The 16111-nt window shown below is 69.8% G+C and carries 13 protein-coding genes; 6 read left to right on the top strand and 7 right to left on the bottom strand.

The genetic code is table 11. The features are described 5' to 3' along the window. Positions 1–449: 449 nt before the first annotated feature. Positions 450–2156 (bottom strand): glycerol-3-phosphate dehydrogenase/oxidase, encoded by a 1707-nt coding sequence (locus tag ACWGDX_RS31125; protein ID WP_453630960.1) that lies wholly within the window; start codon positions 2154–2156, stop codon positions 450–452. Between the two features lie 319 nt (positions 2157–2475). Between ACWGDX_RS31125 and ACWGDX_RS31120 the strand changes: the two genes are divergently transcribed. Continuing rightward, positions 2476–3738 (top strand): nucleotide sugar dehydrogenase, encoded by a 1263-nt coding sequence (locus ACWGDX_RS31120; protein WP_453630958.1) that lies wholly within the window; start codon positions 2476–2478, stop codon positions 3736–3738. Positions 3739–3799: 61 nt separating this feature from the next. Next, the gene (locus ACWGDX_RS31115) at positions 3800–4342 is read left to right on the top strand and encodes a hypothetical protein (protein WP_453630957.1); all 543 of its coding nucleotides are present in this window, start codon (positions 3800–3802) and stop codon (positions 4340–4342) included. Between the two features lie 138 nt (positions 4343–4480). Here ACWGDX_RS31115 and ACWGDX_RS31110 read toward each other — a convergent pair whose 3' ends face one another. The 4 genes from ACWGDX_RS31110 to ACWGDX_RS31095 form a co-directional block, all read right to left on the bottom strand. After that, the gene (locus tag ACWGDX_RS31110) at positions 4481–5605 is read right to left on the bottom strand and encodes a GuaB3 family IMP dehydrogenase-related protein (protein ID WP_365903753.1); all 1125 of its coding nucleotides are present in this window, start codon (positions 5603–5605) and stop codon (positions 4481–4483) included. Between the two features lie 158 nt (positions 5606–5763). Beyond that, entirely contained in the window at positions 5764–7266 is a 1503-nt protein-coding gene (gene guaB / locus ACWGDX_RS31105) for an IMP dehydrogenase (RefSeq protein ID WP_453630955.1), read from the bottom strand. Between the two features lie 256 nt (positions 7267–7522). Continuing rightward, complete coding sequence (locus ACWGDX_RS31100) at positions 7523–8098, bottom strand: sigma-70 family RNA polymerase sigma factor (protein ID WP_365903752.1); 576 nt, start codon at positions 8096–8098, stop codon at positions 7523–7525. Positions 8099–8464: 366 nt separating this feature from the next. Continuing rightward, complete coding sequence (locus ACWGDX_RS31095; RefSeq protein ID WP_003948568.1) at positions 8465–9076, bottom strand: response regulator transcription factor; 612 nt, start codon at positions 9074–9076, stop codon at positions 8465–8467. A 424-nt stretch (positions 9077–9500) separates the two neighbouring features. On the opposite strand from ACWGDX_RS31095, the gene ACWGDX_RS31090 reads away from it, so the two are divergent. Continuing rightward, positions 9501–9872, top strand: coding sequence for a WhiB family transcriptional regulator (locus tag ACWGDX_RS31090; RefSeq protein ID WP_363084066.1), 372 nt, complete (start codon positions 9501–9503; stop codon positions 9870–9872). 91 nt (positions 9873–9963) lie between these two features. Here ACWGDX_RS31090 and ACWGDX_RS31085 read toward each other — a convergent pair whose 3' ends face one another. Further along, positions 9964–10914 carry a LysR substrate-binding domain-containing protein gene (locus ACWGDX_RS31085; protein WP_453630953.1) on the bottom strand — a complete coding sequence of 317 codons (951 nt, stop codon included), beginning with the start codon at positions 10912–10914 and terminating at the stop codon, positions 9964–9966. A 90-nt stretch (positions 10915–11004) separates the two neighbouring features. Here ACWGDX_RS31085 and ACWGDX_RS31080 point away from each other — a divergent pair, with 90 nt between their 5' ends. The 3 genes from ACWGDX_RS31080 to ACWGDX_RS31070 all read left to right on the top strand — a co-directional run bounded on the left by ACWGDX_RS31080 (position 11005) and on the right by ACWGDX_RS31070 (position 14300). Further along, entirely contained in the window at positions 11005–11682 is a 678-nt protein-coding gene (locus ACWGDX_RS31080; RefSeq protein WP_453630951.1) for an MOSC domain-containing protein, read from the top strand. Between the two features lie 307 nt (positions 11683–11989). Beyond that, positions 11990–13504, top strand: a complete 1515-nt coding sequence (locus ACWGDX_RS31075; RefSeq protein WP_453630950.1) for a multicopper oxidase family protein — start codon at positions 11990–11992, stop codon at positions 13502–13504. A 22-nt stretch (positions 13505–13526) separates the two neighbouring features. After that, positions 13527–14300 carry an SDR family NAD(P)-dependent oxidoreductase gene (locus tag ACWGDX_RS31070; RefSeq protein ID WP_363084062.1) on the top strand — a complete coding sequence of 258 codons (774 nt, stop codon included), beginning with the start codon at positions 13527–13529 and terminating at the stop codon, positions 14298–14300. 120 nt (positions 14301–14420) lie between these two features. Here the strand turns inward: ACWGDX_RS31070 and groL are convergent, their stop codons facing one another. Further along, positions 14421–16052, bottom strand: coding sequence for a chaperonin GroEL (gene groL, locus ACWGDX_RS31065; protein ID WP_453630947.1), 1632 nt, complete (start codon positions 16050–16052; stop codon positions 14421–14423). Positions 16053–16111 lie beyond the last annotated feature (59 nt).

Genomic DNA, 16111 nt, shown 5'->3' with positions numbered 1-16111 from the left:
CTGGCCCGCGACTGCCGCCCGCCCGCGCGGTGCCGTAACGCGCCCTGACAGAGCCTTCATTGTCCCTCACTCCGGGACCGTCACCGCTCCCGGGTCCTGGATACATCATGGCCTTGTTCGGACTTGACACAAATGTGCTGGGTACGCGTGTGCCTCATGGGGACGGAGTGAGCGAAGATACACCGAACACGGACAGCGGACCCGCCATCGCCAAGCCGACAGGCCGTCCGGGGCCCGGCCCCCGCCCGGCCCCGAACCTCCGCCACGGCGGCGGGTGTCAGGTATCGGACACCCGCCGCCATGCACCAAGTGCCATGTATCAGACGTCACGTGCCCCGTACCAGACGTCATGTGCCCGGCGCCGGATGCCGTGTACCGGGCGCCGGACGCCCCGGGCACCGGCTGTGGGAGGGAGATATGAGATGAGGTGTGAGGTGAGGTGTGAGACGTCAGATCGCCACGATGTCCGGCGCGCCGAGCCGCGCCGCGTCCGCCGTCTGGTCGTCCGGCTGCCGCTGTGACTCCCGCTCCGCCTCCACCCGCTTCTCGTAATATTCGACCTCTCGCTCGATCCGGTCCTTGTCCCAGCCGAGCACCGGCGCCATCAGCTCCGCGCACTCCCGCGCGCTGCGCGTGCCGCGGTCGAAGGTCTCGATCGAGATCCGGGTCCGCCGGGTCAGCACGTCCTCAAGATGGCGTGCTCCTTCGTGCGAGGCCGCGTAGACCACCTCGGCCCGCAGATAGTCGTCGGCCGCCGCGAGGGGCTCGCCCAGAGAGGGGTCGGCGGCGATCATCTCCAGCAGCTCCTCCACCAGCGTCCCGTACCGGTTCAGCAGGTGCTCCACACGCACCACATGGATACCGGTGCGCGCGGCCATCCTCGCTCGCGCGTTCCACAGCGCGTGATAGCCCTCGGCGCCGAGCAGCGGAACGTCCTCCGTGACACACTCCGCCACCCGCTGGTCGAGGCCGTGCACCGCCTCGTCCACCGCGTCCTTGGCCATCACCCGGTACGTCGTGTACTTGCCGCCGGCGACCACCACCATGCCGGGTACCGGATGCGCGACCGTGTGCTCGCGGGAGAGCTTGCTCGTCGCGTCCGACTCCCCGGCGAGCAGCGGGCGCAGCCCCGCGTACACCCCCTGGACGTCGTCCCGGGTCAGCGGGACGGACAGCACCGCGTTCACCCGCTCCAGCAGATAGTCGATATCGGCGCTGGAGGCCGCCGGATGCGCCTTGTCCAGATCCCAGTCGGTGTCGGTGGTGCCGACGATCCAGTGGCGTCCCCAGGGGATGACGAACAGGACCGATTTCTCCGTCCGCAGGATCAGCCCCGTGGTGGAGTGGATCCGGTCCTTGGGCACGACGAGATGGATGCCCTTGGAGGCCCGCACATGGAACTGTCCGCGTTCGTTGATCAGCCCCTGGGTGTCATCCGTCCACACCCCGGTGGCATTGACGACCTGCTTGGCCCTGATCTCGTACTCCCCGCCCGCCTCCACGTCCTGCACCCGCGCGCCGACGACCCGCTCACCCTCCCGCAGAAAGCCCACGACCCGTGCCCCGCCGGCCACCTGCGCGCCATAGGTCGCCGCCGTACGGACCAGGGTCGCCACATAGCGCGCGTCATCCATCTGGGCGTCGTAATACTGCAACGCGCCCACCAGCGCGTCCTTCTTCAGACAGGGCGCCACCCGCAGCGCCTGCCGCCGTGAGAGATGGCGGTGGACGGGCAGTCCGCGGCCGTGCCCCGACGACACGGACATCGCGTCGTACAGCGCGACGCCCGAGCCCGCGTACCACCTCTCCCAGCCCTTGTGCCGCAGCGGATACAGGAACGGCACCGGTTTCACCAGATGGGGCGCCAGCTTCTCCAGCAGCAGCCCCCGCTCCTTGAGGGCTTCCCTCACCAGGGCGAAGTCGAGCATCTCCAGATAGCGCAGACCGCCGTGGATCAGCTTGCTCGAACGGCTCGATGTGCCGGCCGCCCAGTCGCGCGCCTCGACGAGTCCGGTCGACAGCCCCCGGGTCACGGCGTCGAGGGCGGTCCCGGCTCCGACCACACCCGCGCCCACCACCAGCACGTCCAGTTCACGCTCGGCCATCGCCGCGAGCGCCCGCAAGCGCTCGGCGGGTCCCAGTGTCGCTGTCCTCACCGCTGCCTCCCGTAGTCCCCCGTCTGGTCGGGCTCACCACATCGATTCTGTCCGCACCACACGACTTCAGCCACCGCCTGTGGATAACACCGGTCACACCCCGAGCGGGGCGGGCGGAACCGGGCGGGGAGGAGCGGACCGGAACCGGGCGGGGAGGAGGGGACCCGGGCGAGCCGAGGGGGGAGAAACACACTCTGCCCGGCCGCGCAATACCGCATAACGGTCATATTTAAGCCTAGTCTGACATTGCGCTTCCCCATTCTGTCCACCGGGCTTGCGCTCACTGCCCACCTCGGCTATGGGAAGGACGGCCACCACCGTGCCCGCAGATCTCGCCGTCATCGGACTCGGCCACCTCGGTCTGCCCCTCGCACAGGCCGCCGTGGCCGCCGGTGTCGACACCATCGGCTACGACACCGACCCGTGGCCCGTCGCCGAACTGGCCGCGGGACATCCACCGGTCGAGGGTTCGCTCACCGCCTCCGAGATCCGCCGGATGCTCTCGGGAGGCTTCCGGCCGACCACCAACCCGACCGATCTCGGCCGGGTCCGTACGGCCGTCATCTGCGTCCCCACCCCCCTCGGCGCCGACCGCACCCCCGATCTGGGCGCCGTCGGCGAGGCCGCCCGCGCGCTGGCCGCCCGGCTGCGCCCGCACACCACCGTGCTGCTGGAGTCGCCGGTGGCGCCCGGCACCACGGAGGGCTTCCTGCGCACCATCCTGGAGGACGGCTCGGGCCTGCGCGCGGGCCGCGACTTCCATCTCGCGTACTCCCCCGGCCGGCTCGACCCCGGCAACCGCGCCCACGGCTTCGCCGGCACCCCCAAGGTGATCGGCGGTCTCACCCCCGCCTGCACCGAGTCGGCCGCCGCGTTCTACGGCCGCCTGACCGAGAAGGTCGTACGCGCGCGCGGCCCGCGCGAGGCCGAGACCGTCAAGCTCCTCGAAACCAACTTCCGGCATGTCAACATCGCGCTCGTCAACGAGATGGCCGTGCTCTGCCACGACCTCGGTGTGGATCTCTGGGACGTGATCCGCTGCGCCGAGACCAAGCCCTTCGGCTTCCATGCCTTCCGGCCCGGCCCCGGTGTGGGCGGCCACGGCGTACCGATGGACCCCAGCTATCTGCCGCACGCGGGCCGCACCCCCGGCCATCCGCTGCGTATGGTCGGTCTCGCCCAGGAGATCAACACGCGGATGCCGCAGTACGTCATCCAGCGCTGCGCCACGCTCCTCAACGAGCACGGCAAGTCGGCGCGCGGCGCACGGATCCTGCTCCTCGGCGTCACCTACAAGCAGGACCTCGCCGACCAGGAGAGTTCACCGGCCAAGGAGATCGCCTGCCGGCTGATGGATCTGGGCGCGACGGTCACCTACCACGATCCCTACGTCCCCGACTGGCGTGTGCGCCAGGTGCCCGTCCCGCGCGCGGACTCGCTCTACGAGGCCGCGGCCGACGCCGATCTGACGGTGCTGCTCCAGCACCACCGTACGTACGACCTCCAGGGCCTGGCGGTCAAGGCCCAACTCCTGCTGGACACACGGGGCGCGAGCCCGGCGGGGACCGCGTACCGGCTCTGATCAAATGCCTACGGGAGTGTCGTACCGGACTGCTACTGTCCGAGCCCATCGTGCTCAAGTCATGCGCACGACACTCATCCCGTGGGGGGATCTTCCGTATGAGCCAGCCCGTTCCACCGCCCGGCAACCGTTCGCCCAGGGCGCCGCGCAGCCGGACGACACCGTCCAGCCCGCCCCGTTCGGCGCCCCGCCCGCCCCGGTCCGCGACAGCATCGGACTCGGTCTCGTGGCGGCCCTGGTCGCGGCCCTCGTCGCCGCCGGGGTGTACGGCGGGATCGCCGGCGCCATCGAGCGCGAGATCGGCTGGGTCGCCATCGGTGTGGGTTTCCTGGTCGGATTCGCCGCGGGCAAGGTCGGCGGGCGCAGCCCCCTCCTGCCGGTCGCCGGCGCCGTCCTGTCCCTGGGCGCCGTCTACCTCGGCCAGCTCGTCGGTATCGCGGTCATCATCGCGAAGGAGCTGGATGTCTCGGCGACGGATGTCTTCTTCAACAACTTCGGTCTGCTGAACGAAGCGTGGGGCGAGGGCAAGGACTTCATGACCTTCGTCTTCTTCGCGCTCGCCGCGTTCGCCTCGTTCACGGGGGCCAAGAAGGCGGCCGAGTAGGGACGTCGTGAACGGCGAAGGTGCCCGGACCGGCACACGGTCCGGGCACCTTCCCTCCGGTACGGGCGCAAGCCCTCGCACCCCTTCGGTACGGGCGCGGGCGCTCGTACCCCTTCGGTACGGGCGCGGGGCTCGCGCTCAGCGGCGGTGCTGCGAGTCCGCCACCGTCACCTCGACCCGCTGGAACTCCTTGAGTTCGCTGTAACCCGTCGTCGCCATCGCCCTCTTCAGCGCCCCGAAGAAGTTCATCGAGCCGTCCGGGATGTGCGAAGGCCCCGTCAGGACCTCCTCCGTCGTCCCGACGACGCCCAGATCCACCAGCTTGCCGCGCGGCACGTCCTCATGGACCGCCTCCATGCCCCAGTGGTGCCCCCGGCCCGGCGCGTCCGACGCCCGCGCCAGCGGGGAGCCGATCATCACCGCGTCCGCGCCGCACGCGATCGCCTTGGGCAGATCGCCGGACCAGCCGACCCCGCCGTCCGCGATCACATGGACATACCGGCCGCCGGACTCGTCCATGTAGTCCCGGCGGGCCGCCGCGACATCCGCGACCGCCGTGGCCATCGGCACCTGGATGCCCAGCACATTGCGCGTGGTGTGCGCGGCGCCGCCGCCGAAGCCGACCAGCACACCCGCCGCGCCCGTACGCATGAGATGCAGCGCCGCCGTGTAGGTGGCGCAGCCGCCGACGATGACCGGTACGTCCAGCTCGTAGATGAACTGCTTCAGATTCAGCGGCTCGGCGGCCCCGGAGACATGCTCGGCGGAGACCGTCGTCCCCCTGATGACGAAGATGTCGACCCCGGCGTCCACCACGGCCTTGGAGAACTGCGCGGTGCGCTGCGGCGAGAGCGCGGCGGCCGTGACCACGCCCGAGTCCCGCACCTCCTTGATGCGCTGCCCGATCAGCTCTTCCTTGATGGGCTCGGCGTAGATCTCCTGGAGCCTGCGGTTGGCGCTCGGCCCGTCGAGAGCGGAGATCTCCTCGAACAGCGGTGCCGGGTCCTCGTAGCGGGTCCAGAGGCCTTCCAGGTTGAGCACACCCAGACCGCCCATCTCACCGATCCGGATGGCGGTCGCGGGGGAGACGACCGAGTCCATCGGGGCCGCCAGGAAGGGCAGCTCGAACCGGTAGGCGTCGATCTGCCAGGCGATCGAGACCTCCTTCGGGTCCCGGGTGCGCCGGCTGGGGACGACGGCGATGTCGTCGAAGGCATACGCCCTGCGGCCGCGCTTGCCGCGCCCGATCTCGATCTCAGTCACGATGTGTGGCCTTTCGCTCTGCGTCTGCGTTTTCCAGTATCCAGGACACCCCGGGCACACCGGTGAGGGGCGGGCACACCGGTGAGGGGCGGACCCGTACCACCGGGACCGCCCCTCATGGGCACACGCACCGACTGCTCCGTGGGCCCGGTGCCGTGTCAGCCCCTGGTGTAGTTCGGCGCCTCGACCGTCATCTGGATGTCGTGCGGGTGGCTCTCCTTGAGCCCCGCCGAGGTGATCCGTACGAACCGGCCGCGCTCCTGGAGTTCGGGCACCGTGCGTCCGCCGACATAGAACATCGACTGGCGCAGTCCGCCGGAGAGCTGGTGGACGACCGAGGAGAGCGGGCCGCGGTAGGGTACCTGGCCCTCGATGCCCTCGGGCACCAGCTTCTCGTCGGAGGCCACACCCTCCTGGAAGTAACGGTCCTTGGAGAACGAACGCTGGTCGCCGCGGGACTGCATCGCGCCGAGCGACCCCATGCCGCGGTACGACTTGAACTGCTTGCCGTTGATGAAGAGCAGTTCGCCCGGCGACTCCTCGCACCCCGCGAGCAGCGAGCCGAGCATCACCGAGTCGGCGCCCGCGACCAGGGCCTTGGCGATATCGCCGCTGTACTGGAGACCGCCGTCGCCGATGACCGGGACGCCCGCCTCCTTGGCGGCGAGCGAGGCCTCGTAGATCGCGGTGACCTGCGGAACACCGATGCCGGCGACCACCCGCGTCGTACAGATGGAGCCGGGGCCGACGCCGACCTTGATGCCGTCGGCACCGGAGTCGATCAGCGCCTGGGCACCGTCACGGGTGGCGATGTTGCCGCCGATGACATCCACCGCGGAGTTGGACTTGATCTTGGCGACCATGTCCCCGACCAGCCGGGAGTGACCGTGCGCGGTGTCGACGACGATGAAGTCGACGCCCGCCTCGATCAGCGCCTGCGCGCGCTCGTACGCGTCGCCCGCGACCCCGACGGCCGCGCCGACGAGCAGCCGGCCGTCCTTGTCCTTGGCCGCGTTCGGGTACTTCTCGGCCTTGACGAAGTCCTTGACGGTGATCAGGCCCTTGAGGACCCCGGCGTCGTCGACCAGCGGCAGCTTCTCGATCTTGTGGCGCCGCAGCAGCTCCATGGCGTCCACCCCGGAGATACCGACCTTGCCGGTGACGAGCGGCATCGGGGTCATGACCTCGCGCACCTGGCGCGTACGGTCCGCCTCGAAAGCCATGTCGCGGTTGGTCACGATGCCCAGCAGCTTGCCGCCGCGGTCGGTCACCGGGACACCGCTGATACGGAACTTGGCGCAGAGCTGGTCGGCCTCGGCGAGCGTCGCGTCCGGGTGGACCGTGATCGGGTCGGTCACCATGCCGGACTCGGAGCGCTTCACCAGGTCGACCTGGTTGGCCTGGTCGGCGATGGAGAGATTGCGGTGCAGCACGCCCGCGCCGCCCTGCCGCGCCATCGCGATCGCCATCCGGGCCTCGGTGACCTTGTCCATCGCCGCGGAGAGCAGCGGGATGTTCACCCGTACGTTCTTGGAGATGTACGAGGAGGTGTCGATGGCATCGGGCGCCATATCGGACGCGCCCGGCAGCAGCAGCACGTCGTCGTATGTCAGCCCGAGCGTCGCGAATTTCTCGGGCACTCCGTCGACGTTTGCAGTCATGACACCTTCCCCAAATGGCCTTGATCGGTGCGGATGTCCATGGTAACGGGCTCCACACGCCTCACATTCCACACCCGTGTACACGATCTCCGCACCCGGGCGCCGATCGCGTCACACCCCACGGCACCCCGTCGACCCCGCCGCACCGCACCCGCGCCCGGACCACACCCGCACGCGCCTCCCTCACGCGCACCCCACCCGCGCCCACCGGCCGACGGGCACGGGCGGTGTCACAGCCCACGGGGCACAGGCGGTGTCACTGCTCCGCCAGCGCCCGCAGTCTGCTCAGGGCGCGGTGCTGGGCGACCCGGACCGCGCCCGGGGACATCCCCAGCATCTGGCCGGTCTCCTCGGCGGTCAGCCCGACCGCGACGCGCAGCACCAGCAGTTCGCGCTGGTTCTCCGGCAGATTGGCGAGCAGTTTCTTGGCCCACTCGGCGTCGCTGCTGAGCAGCGCCCGCTCCTCCGGACCGAGCGAGTCGTCGGGCCGTTCCGGCATCTCGTCGGACGGTACGGCCGTGGATCCCGGGTGGCGCATCGCGGCCCGCTGGAGATCGGCGACCTTGTGCCCGGCGATGGCGAAGACGAACGCCTCGAAGGGCCTGCCGGTGTCGCGGTAACGAGGCAGTGCCATCAGCACCGCGACACAGACCTCCTGCGCGAGATCCTCCACGAAGTGCCGCGCGTCACCCGGCAGCCTGTTCAGCCGCGTACGGCAGTAGCGCAGCGCGAGCGGATGCACACGAGCCAGGAGATCGTGTGTGGCCTGTGCGTCGCCGTCGACGGCACGGTGAACGAGCGCACCGATCACCGTGGTCTCGTCATCGCGCATCGGACCATGGTGCCTTGGCGGCTGCTGATCGGTGGCACCGCGTCCGTAGTTGTGCACCGAAGCGTTATGAGCGGGTGCGGCAGAACTCATCCCCTGCGCCCTCCCCTCGCGCTCGTCCGACTCGTCCCCGAGGAACTCCACACCCTCAAGGATGCGGCATCGCGCGGGAAACGGATGCGCACGGGCGTACGTTGCCCCGCCCCGCCCGGGTCCTGCCCTGCTGGACAGGACCCGGCGGTGGACGGGTGATGAGGACCTGTCGCCTCGTGCGACCGGGCCCCGGTACGGGGGACCGGGCCCCGGCGGACCAGGTCCAGGGTCCAGATCCAGGTCCGGATCCCGGCCCTGGCGGACCAGGTCCCGGACTCAGCGGACCAGGCCCCAGCGGAAGCCGAGCGCCACCGCGTGCGCGCGGTCCGAGGCACCGAGCTTCTTGAAGAGCCGCCTGGCGTGTGTCTTGACCGTGTCCTCGGAGAGGAACAGCTCACGGCCGATCTCCGCGTTCGACCGGCCGTGACTCATGCCTTCGAGCACCTGGATCTCGCGCGCGGTGAGCGTGGGCGCGGCGCCCATCTCCGCCGAGCGGAGCCGGCGCGGCGCGAGCCGCCAGGTCGGGTCGGCGAGCGCCTGGGTGACGGTCGCGCGCAGCTCGGCGCGCGAGGCGTCCTTGTGCAGATAGCCGCGGGCACCGGCGGCGACCGCGAGCGCGACGCCGTCCAGGTCCTCCGCGACCGTGAGCATGATGATCCGGGCCCCGGGATCGGCCGAGAGCAGTCGGCGGACCGTCTCGACACCGCCCAGGCCCGGCATGCGGACATCCATCAGAATCAGGTCGGACCGATCGGCGCCCCAGCGGCGGAGGACTTCCTCGCCGTTGGCCGCGGTCGTCACGCGCTCGACGCCGGGCACGGTCGCGACCGCGCGGCGGAGCGCCTCTCGGGCAAGCGGGGAGTCGTCGCAGACGAGGACGGATGTCATGACCGTCCTCCGCAGCTAATGCGCGTCACCTTGAGCCTCCAGGCTGGGTACATATCGTCACCTGTGCGATTGACGCTCTCGGACATGCGCCCGAGCGCTCGTTCTGTCAACCGCCTCGCACACTCAACGACGGTCACTCGAAAGAGTTACGGGTCGGACGGTGGAGTTCGGCACTCCCCGTGAGGGGCCGGACACGGAGGAGAGCGCCGCGGGTCGCCCGGCCTTCACTCAGAGCTATGCCCCATTTAGCGGCTTTTCTTCACTTTTGCTGGTGTCTGTGGCTAGATTCGCAATGAGTCATATTTACATCTACTTGGATAGTAGATGTACGGTCGTGAGCACCGGTGCGAGTTGCGCGTCGGGCTCGTACCCGGCGTCCAAGCGGCCCGTATCCACTTAGCACGGTTTCAAGGGGACATGAGCAATGGCAGATTTCTCCCGCCTTCCCGGACCGAACGCAGATCTGTGGGACTGGCAGCTCCTGGCGGCTTGTCGTGGTGTCGACAGTTCACTCTTCTTCCATCCGGAGGGGGAGAGAGGCGCGGCACGGAGCGCGCGTGAGAACTCGGCAAAAGAGGTGTGCATGCGATGCCCGGTACGCGCGGAGTGCGCGGCGCACGCGCTTGCGGTACGGGAGCCGTACGGCGTGTGGGGCGGACTGACCGAGGACGAGCGTGAGGAGCTGATGGGGCGCGCGCGCACCCGGCTGATCACCGCGTCGGCCTCGACGTCGGCCTCGGCCTCCGCACCGGGTACGAACGGCTCGGACGGGCACGACAGCCACACCGACGACTGACAGAACGCGCACCGCCAGCACAACGAAGAAACGTTCCTGCACAGTCCTGCGAGGGTCTTCTCCCCACCCCGCCTCCCCCGCCCACGAGGGATCAGCGCGCGGCGGCCAGGACCAGTTGATCCAATGTCGCCGCCACCGCCGGCACCTTCGCCAGATCCGGCAGCGTCAGAGCGACGATCTCCCGGTGGACCGACGGCTCGACCGTGAGCGTACGGACACCCCTGGGGCGTACGGCCTCCAGCGCCAGCTCCGGCAGCATCGCCACCCCCAGCCCCGCAGCGACCAGGCCGATCACGGCCGGATAGTCGTCCGTCGCGAAATCGATCCTGGGCGTGAACCCCGACTCCTCGCAGGCGTCGACGAGTTGCTTGCGGCAGCGCGGACAGCCCGCGATCCACGGCTCGTCCGCCAGCTCACCGATCGCGACCGCTCCCGCACCCGCACCGTCACCCGCGCCCGTACCCACGCCTGCGCCTGCGCCCGCCCCCACGCCCGCGCCCGCCAGCCGGTGCCCCTCCGGGACCACCGCGACGAGCCGGTCCACCAGCAGGGGGCGCACGACCAGGTCGTCCCACTCCGCGGCGGAGCCGCCGTACCGGAACGCCAGCGCCACATCGCAGTCCCCCTCGCGCAGCATCACCGCGGAGGCGGGCGGCTCGGCCTCGACGAGCGAGACCCGTGTGCCCGGATGGGCCGCGCGCAGGGCGGCGAGCGCGGTGGGCACCAGTGTGGAGCTGCCGCTGGGGAACGAGACGAGCCGGACCCGGCCCGCCCGCAGCCCCGCGATGGCCGCCATCTCCTCCTCGGCGGCGGTGAGTCCGGCGAGAATGCCCGTCGCGTGCCGTACGAGCACCTCGCCCGCCTCCGTCAGCCGCGTCTCACGTCCGGTCCTCACGGTCAGCGGGGTGCCCGCGGACGCTTCGAGCGCCTTCATCTGCTGGCTGACCGCCGGCTGCGTACACCCCAGCTCACGCGCCGCCGCCGAGAAGGAGCCGGTGGCGGCCACGGTGCGCAGCACACGGAGATGACGGGCCTCGATCATCCCTCCACCATAAGAGGGTCTTTGGGATACCACCAGATAACGGATGAATCCTTTGAGGGAAGACCGGCCGAGCCCGGATACCGTGGCGGGATGAAGCTTCTGACCGTGAATGTGGGGCGGCCGAAGGCCGTGGAGTACGCCGACGCGGGCGTTACGGGAATCGACAAGCGGCCCGTCGACGGTCCCGTACGGGTGGCGGATCCGGGGCCGAAGGGCGAGGGCGGGAGCGGTCTCTCCGGGGACACGGTCTGCGATCTGCGCCACCACGGCGGCAGCGACCAGGCGGTGTACGCGTTCGCCCGGGAGGATCTGGACTTCTGGGAGCGGGAGTTGGGCCGGCCGCTGGCCAACGGCGCGTTCGGCGAGAATCTCACCACGTACGGGCTCGACATCACCGGCGCGAAGATCGGTGAGCGCTGGCGGATCGGCGCCGATGTGGTGCTGGAGACGACGAGCGGCCGGATTCCGTGCCGTACGTTCCAGGCCTGGCTGGGCGAGACGGGCTGGCTCAAGCGCTTCACGGGACAGGCCGTGACGGGCGCGTATCTGCGGGTCATCACTCCCGGCGAGATCCGCGCGGGCGACGCCATCGAGGTCGTCCACCGGCCCGCTCACGAGGTGACGGTGTCCATGGCGTTCCGTGCCGTCACCACCGAGCGTGCTCTGCTGCCGCGCCTCCTCGCGGCGGGAGAGGCGCTCCACGCCGGGAAGCTGAGGACCGCGCGCGAGTACGTGGCCCGGTACGGAGACGGCGTGACGACCGCGTAGAGGCGGCTCGTACGGGGGCGGCGGCGAGGCGGAATGGCCGGGCGGCGCACAAGCGGGCGGCGGTCGGATCCGAGCGGGGCTCAAGCGGTACTCAGGCAGGGCTCAGGCAGGACTCAAGCGGCGGTCAGGCGGGAATCAGGGTCGCCCCGAGGTCCGGGAATACCGGTGAAATGGCCCTGACCTGGGGCTTGTTGGGCGGAATACTTCGTGCGTAGGGGATGCCCCTGAGAGCGCGGGGCGGGGTCTCGGGGGCGCCTCGGGGGCGCCCCCGATGAAGTGGAGTGGCGCCCGCCGGGACGCTCGGAGCATGTCTGGCTTCAAGCGCGTCCTCATCATTCTGCTGTCGATCGGAATCGTTCTCACCCTGGCGACCGGCGGCGGTCTCCTCTGGGTGTACTCCGGCGCCAAGGTGTCCACGGCCGGCCGGGGCGGCTTCCGTAACGAACTGACCGTGCCGCCGCTCGCCAAGTCCTCGGTCGGCCCCGACGGCACCCGGGTCTTCGACCTGAGGATGCAGTCCGGCGAAACGGAGTTCACGGCCGGGAGCAAGACCCCGACCTGGGGCTTCAACGGCAGTTATCTGGGACCCACACTGCGCGCCGAGCGCGGCGAGAAGGTCCGGGTGCGGGTGCGGAACACCCTGGACGAGGCCTCGACCGTGCACTGGCACGGGATGCGTCTGCCCGCGAAGATGGACGGCGGTCCGCACCAGATGGTCGATCCCGGAGCGACCTGGTCGCCGCACTGGAAGATCGACCAGCCGGCCGCGACGCTCTGGTACCACCCGCATCCGCACGGCGAGACCGAGGACCACGTACAGCGCGGACTGGCCGGGATGTTCATCCTCGACGACGCGAAGTCCCTCGGACTCGGGCTGCCGGACACCTATGGCGTCAACGATCTCCCGCTGATCGTCCAGGACGTGAAGTTCGACGGAGCCCGGTTCGACCACGGACACGGGCTGTTGCAGACGGTCGGCTTCCTCGGTGACCGAACGATGGTGAACGGCACGCTCGACCCCTACCGCGTGGTCGGCGACGAACTCGTACGGCTGCGGCTCCTCAACGCCTCGACCGCCCGCACCTACGACTTCGGTTTCGACGACAGCCGCGCGTTCTCGCTCATCGCCACCGACGGCGGACTGCTGGAGAAGGCGGTGTCCATGGACCGGATCCAGCTCTCGCCCGGCGAGCGCGCCGAGATCGTGGTGCGGGTGCGGCCCGGGGAGCGGACCGTACTGCGCAGCTACCCGCTTTCCATCGGCCAGGACTTCTACAACCAGCGCTTCAACGGGGGCGACGACACCTTCGACATCCTGGAACTGCGTGCCCAGAAGCGGCTGCGGCACTCCCCCGCGCTGCCCGCCGCCCTCGGAAAGCCGGAGATACCGACCGGCGCGGGCGCCGCGCGCGGACGGTTCTTCGACCTCCAGCTCCCCGGGATCAACGGCCGGAGCATGAACATGAACCGGATCGACGACACGGTCACGCGCGGTACGACGGAGATCTGGACCATACGGAACAACAACGGCATGCCGCACAACTTCCATGTCCACGATGTGCAGTTCAGGGTTCTGTCGGTGAACGGCCGGGAACCGGAACCGGCTCTGCGCGGCGCCAAGGACACCGTCTTCATCCCGGACCGTACGACCGTGAAGCTGGCGATGCGCTTCGACGGACCCACCGACCCGAACACTCCGTACATGTACCACTGCCATCTGCTCTACCACGAGGACCAGGGGATGATGGGCCAGTTCGTGGTGGTCGAGAAGGGACAGCGGGCGGGCCGTCCATCTGCTGTCCACACACATCAGGGGCACTGACTCAGGCACTAACGTGCCGCGTATGACGACTGCTTTGATTACGGGCGCGACGGCTGGGATCGGCGCCGCCTTCGCGCGCCGGCTGGCGGCGGACGGGCACAATCTCGTACTGGTGGCGCGCGACACCACGCGCTTGCGGGAACAGGCCACCGAGCTGCACGACCGGCATGGCATCGAGGCCGAGGTGCTGACGGCCGACCTCTCCACCGACACCGGGATCGCGTCGGTGGAGAGGCGGCTCTCGGACCGCAGACAGCCGGTCGATCTCCTGGTCAACAACGCGGGCTTCGGCAACAAGGGACGTTTTCTCGATGTCACCATGGCCGATGAGCTGACGATGCTGAAGGTGCACTGCGAGGCGGTGCTGCGGCTGACCTCGGCGGCGGTCGCGGGGATGAGGGAGCGCGGCCGGGGCGGAGTCGTCAATGTGGCGTCGGTGGCGGCGTTCGTACCGCGCGGTACGTACGGTGCCTCGAAGGCCTGGGTCGTGCAGTTCACCCAGGGTGTGTCCCGGGATCTGGCCGGGACGGGGGTGCGGCTGATGGCGCTGTGCCCCGGATTCGTACGGACCGAGTTCCATGAACGGGCCGGAATGGGCACGGACAACATCCCGGGCTGGATGTGGCTCGACGCGGACAAACTGGTGGCGGCGGCGCTGGCGGATCTGTCCCGGGGGAAGACGGTGTCCGTGCCGGACCCCCGGTACAAGGCGCTGATGGGCGCGGTGAAACTGGCTCCGCGCGGCCTGCTCGGCGGAATCACCTCGAAGACGGGCCGCAAGTACGGCCCGCGGTAGGTCCCCGGGGCGGGGAGTCCGGCGGCGGACGCGCCGAGGCCCGGCGGCCCCTGTCGAAGGGGCGCCGGGCCTCGGTGCGTTCAGGCCGTGCGCGCGGGGCGGACCCGCGTCAGCGGCTCGTCAGTGGCTGTGGCTGTGGCCGTGGCCGCCGTGGCCCGCCTCGGCCTCGTCGTCGGCAGGCTTCTCGACGACCAGGGTCTCGGTCGTGAGCAGCAGCGACGCGATGGACGCGGCGTTCTCCAGCGCGGAACGGGTGACCTTCACCGGGTCGATGACGCCGGCCTTCACCAGGTCGACGTACTCACCGGTGGCCGCGTTGAAACCGTGGCCCTTGTCCTGCTCCGCCACCTTCGCGGTGATGACGTAGCCCTCAAGGCCGGCGTTCTCGGCGATCCAGCGCAGCGGCTCGACGACGGCGCGGCGGACGACCGCGACACCGGTCGCCTCGTCGCCCTCCTTGCCGAGGTTGCCGTCCAGCACCTTGGCCGCGTGCACCAGGGCGGAGCCACCACCGGAGACGATGCCCTCCTCGACCGCGGCGCGGGTCGCGGAGATGGCGTCCTCCAGACGGTGCTTCTTCTCCTTCAGCTCCACCTCGGTGGCGGCGCCGACCTTGATCACGCACACGCCGCCGGCCAGCTTCGCGAGGCGCTCCTGGAGCTTCTCGCGGTCCCAGTCGGAGTCCGTGCCCTCGATCTCGGCCTTGATCTGGTTGATACGGCCCGCGACGTCCCCGGAGTTGCCCCCGCCGTCGACGATGGTCGTGTCGTCCTTGGAGATGGTGACGCGGCGGGCGGAGCCCAGTACGTCCAGACCGGCCTGGTCGAGCTTGAGGCCGACCTCCTCGGCGATGACGGTCGCGCCCGTGAGGGTGGCGATGTCGCCGAGCATGGCCTTGCGGCGGTCACCGAAGCCAGGGGCCTTCACCGCGACCGCGTTGAAGGTGCCGCGGATCTTGTTGACGACGAGGGTGGAGAGCGCCTCGCCCTCGACGTCCTCGGCGATGATCAGCAGCGGCTTGGAGCCACCCGCCTGGATGACCTTCTCCAGCAGCGGCAGCAGGTCCTGGATGGAGGAGATCTTGCCCTGGTGGACCAGGATGTACGGGTCGTCGAGGACGGCCTCCATACGCTCCTGGTCGGTGACCATGTACGGGGAGAGGTAACCCTTGTCGAAGGCCATGCCCTCGGTGAAGTCCAGCTCCAGACCGAAGGTGTTGGACTCCTCGACGGTGATGACACCGTCCTTGCCGACCTTGTCCATCGCCTCGGCGATCAGCTCGCCGACCTGCTGGTCCTGCGCGGAGAGCGCGGCCACGGCGGCGATGTCGGACTTGTCCTCGATCGGACGGGCGGTCGCGAGCAGCTCGTCGGAGACGGCCTTGACCGCGGCGTCGATGCCCTTCTTCAGGGCGGCCGGGGAAGCGCCGGCGGCGACATTGCGCAGGCCCTCGCGGACCAGCGCCTGGGCCAGCACCGTGGCGGTGGTGGTGCCGTCACCCGCGATGTCGTTGGTCTTGGTCGCCACCTCCTTCACGAGCTGGGCGCCCAGGTTCTCGTACGGGTCGTCGATCTCCACCTCGCGGGCGATCGTGACACCGTCGTTGGTGATGGTGGGGGCGCCGAACTTCTTGTCGATGACGACGTTGCGGCCCTTGGGGCCGATCGTCACCTTCACCGTGTCGGCAAGCTTGTTGACGCCGCGCTCGAGGGCGCGACGGGCGTCCTCGTCGAACTTCAGGATCTTCGCCATGGGAGCTTTCTCTGTCCTCTCACACGAACCGCGCCCCTGTCCGCCCGGCAATCGCAGGG

The sequence above is a fragment of the Streptomyces sp. NPDC055025 genome (assembly GCF_053608565.1).
This window is presented reverse-complemented; position numbering and strand designations above follow the sequence as displayed.

What these genes read in the sequence shown, in the direction of transcription:
- ACWGDX_RS31080 (WP_453630951.1), top strand. Translation starts at nt 11,005, where the DNA reads ATGAAGCTTCTGACCGTGAATGTGGGGCGGCCGAAGGCCGTGGAGTAC.
- ACWGDX_RS31070 (WP_363084062.1), top strand. Translation starts at nt 13,527, where the DNA reads ATGACGACTGCTTTGATTACGGGCGCGACGGCTGGGATCGGCGCCGCC.
- ACWGDX_RS31085 (WP_453630953.1), bottom strand. Translation starts at nt 10,914, where the DNA reads ATGATCGAGGCCCGTCATCTCCGTGTGCTGCGCACCGTGGCCGCCACC.
- ACWGDX_RS31115 (WP_453630957.1), top strand. Translation starts at nt 3,800, where the DNA reads ATGCGCACGACACTCATCCCGTGGGGGGATCTTCCGTATGAGCCAGCC.
- guaB (WP_453630955.1), bottom strand. Translation starts at nt 7,266, where the DNA reads ATGACTGCAAACGTCGACGGAGTGCCCGAGAAATTCGCGACGCTCGGG.
- ACWGDX_RS31075 (WP_453630950.1), top strand. Translation starts at nt 11,990, where the DNA reads ATGTCTGGCTTCAAGCGCGTCCTCATCATTCTGCTGTCGATCGGAATC.
- ACWGDX_RS31090 (WP_363084066.1), top strand. Translation starts at nt 9,501, where the DNA reads ATGGCAGATTTCTCCCGCCTTCCCGGACCGAACGCAGATCTGTGGGAC.
- groL (WP_453630947.1), bottom strand. Translation starts at nt 16,052, where the DNA reads ATGGCGAAGATCCTGAAGTTCGACGAGGACGCCCGTCGCGCCCTCGAG.
- ACWGDX_RS31100 (WP_365903752.1), bottom strand. Translation starts at nt 8,098, where the DNA reads ATGCGCGATGACGAGACCACGGTGATCGGTGCGCTCGTTCACCGTGCC.
- ACWGDX_RS31095 (WP_003948568.1), bottom strand. Translation starts at nt 9,076, where the DNA reads ATGACATCCGTCCTCGTCTGCGACGACTCCCCGCTTGCCCGAGAGGCG.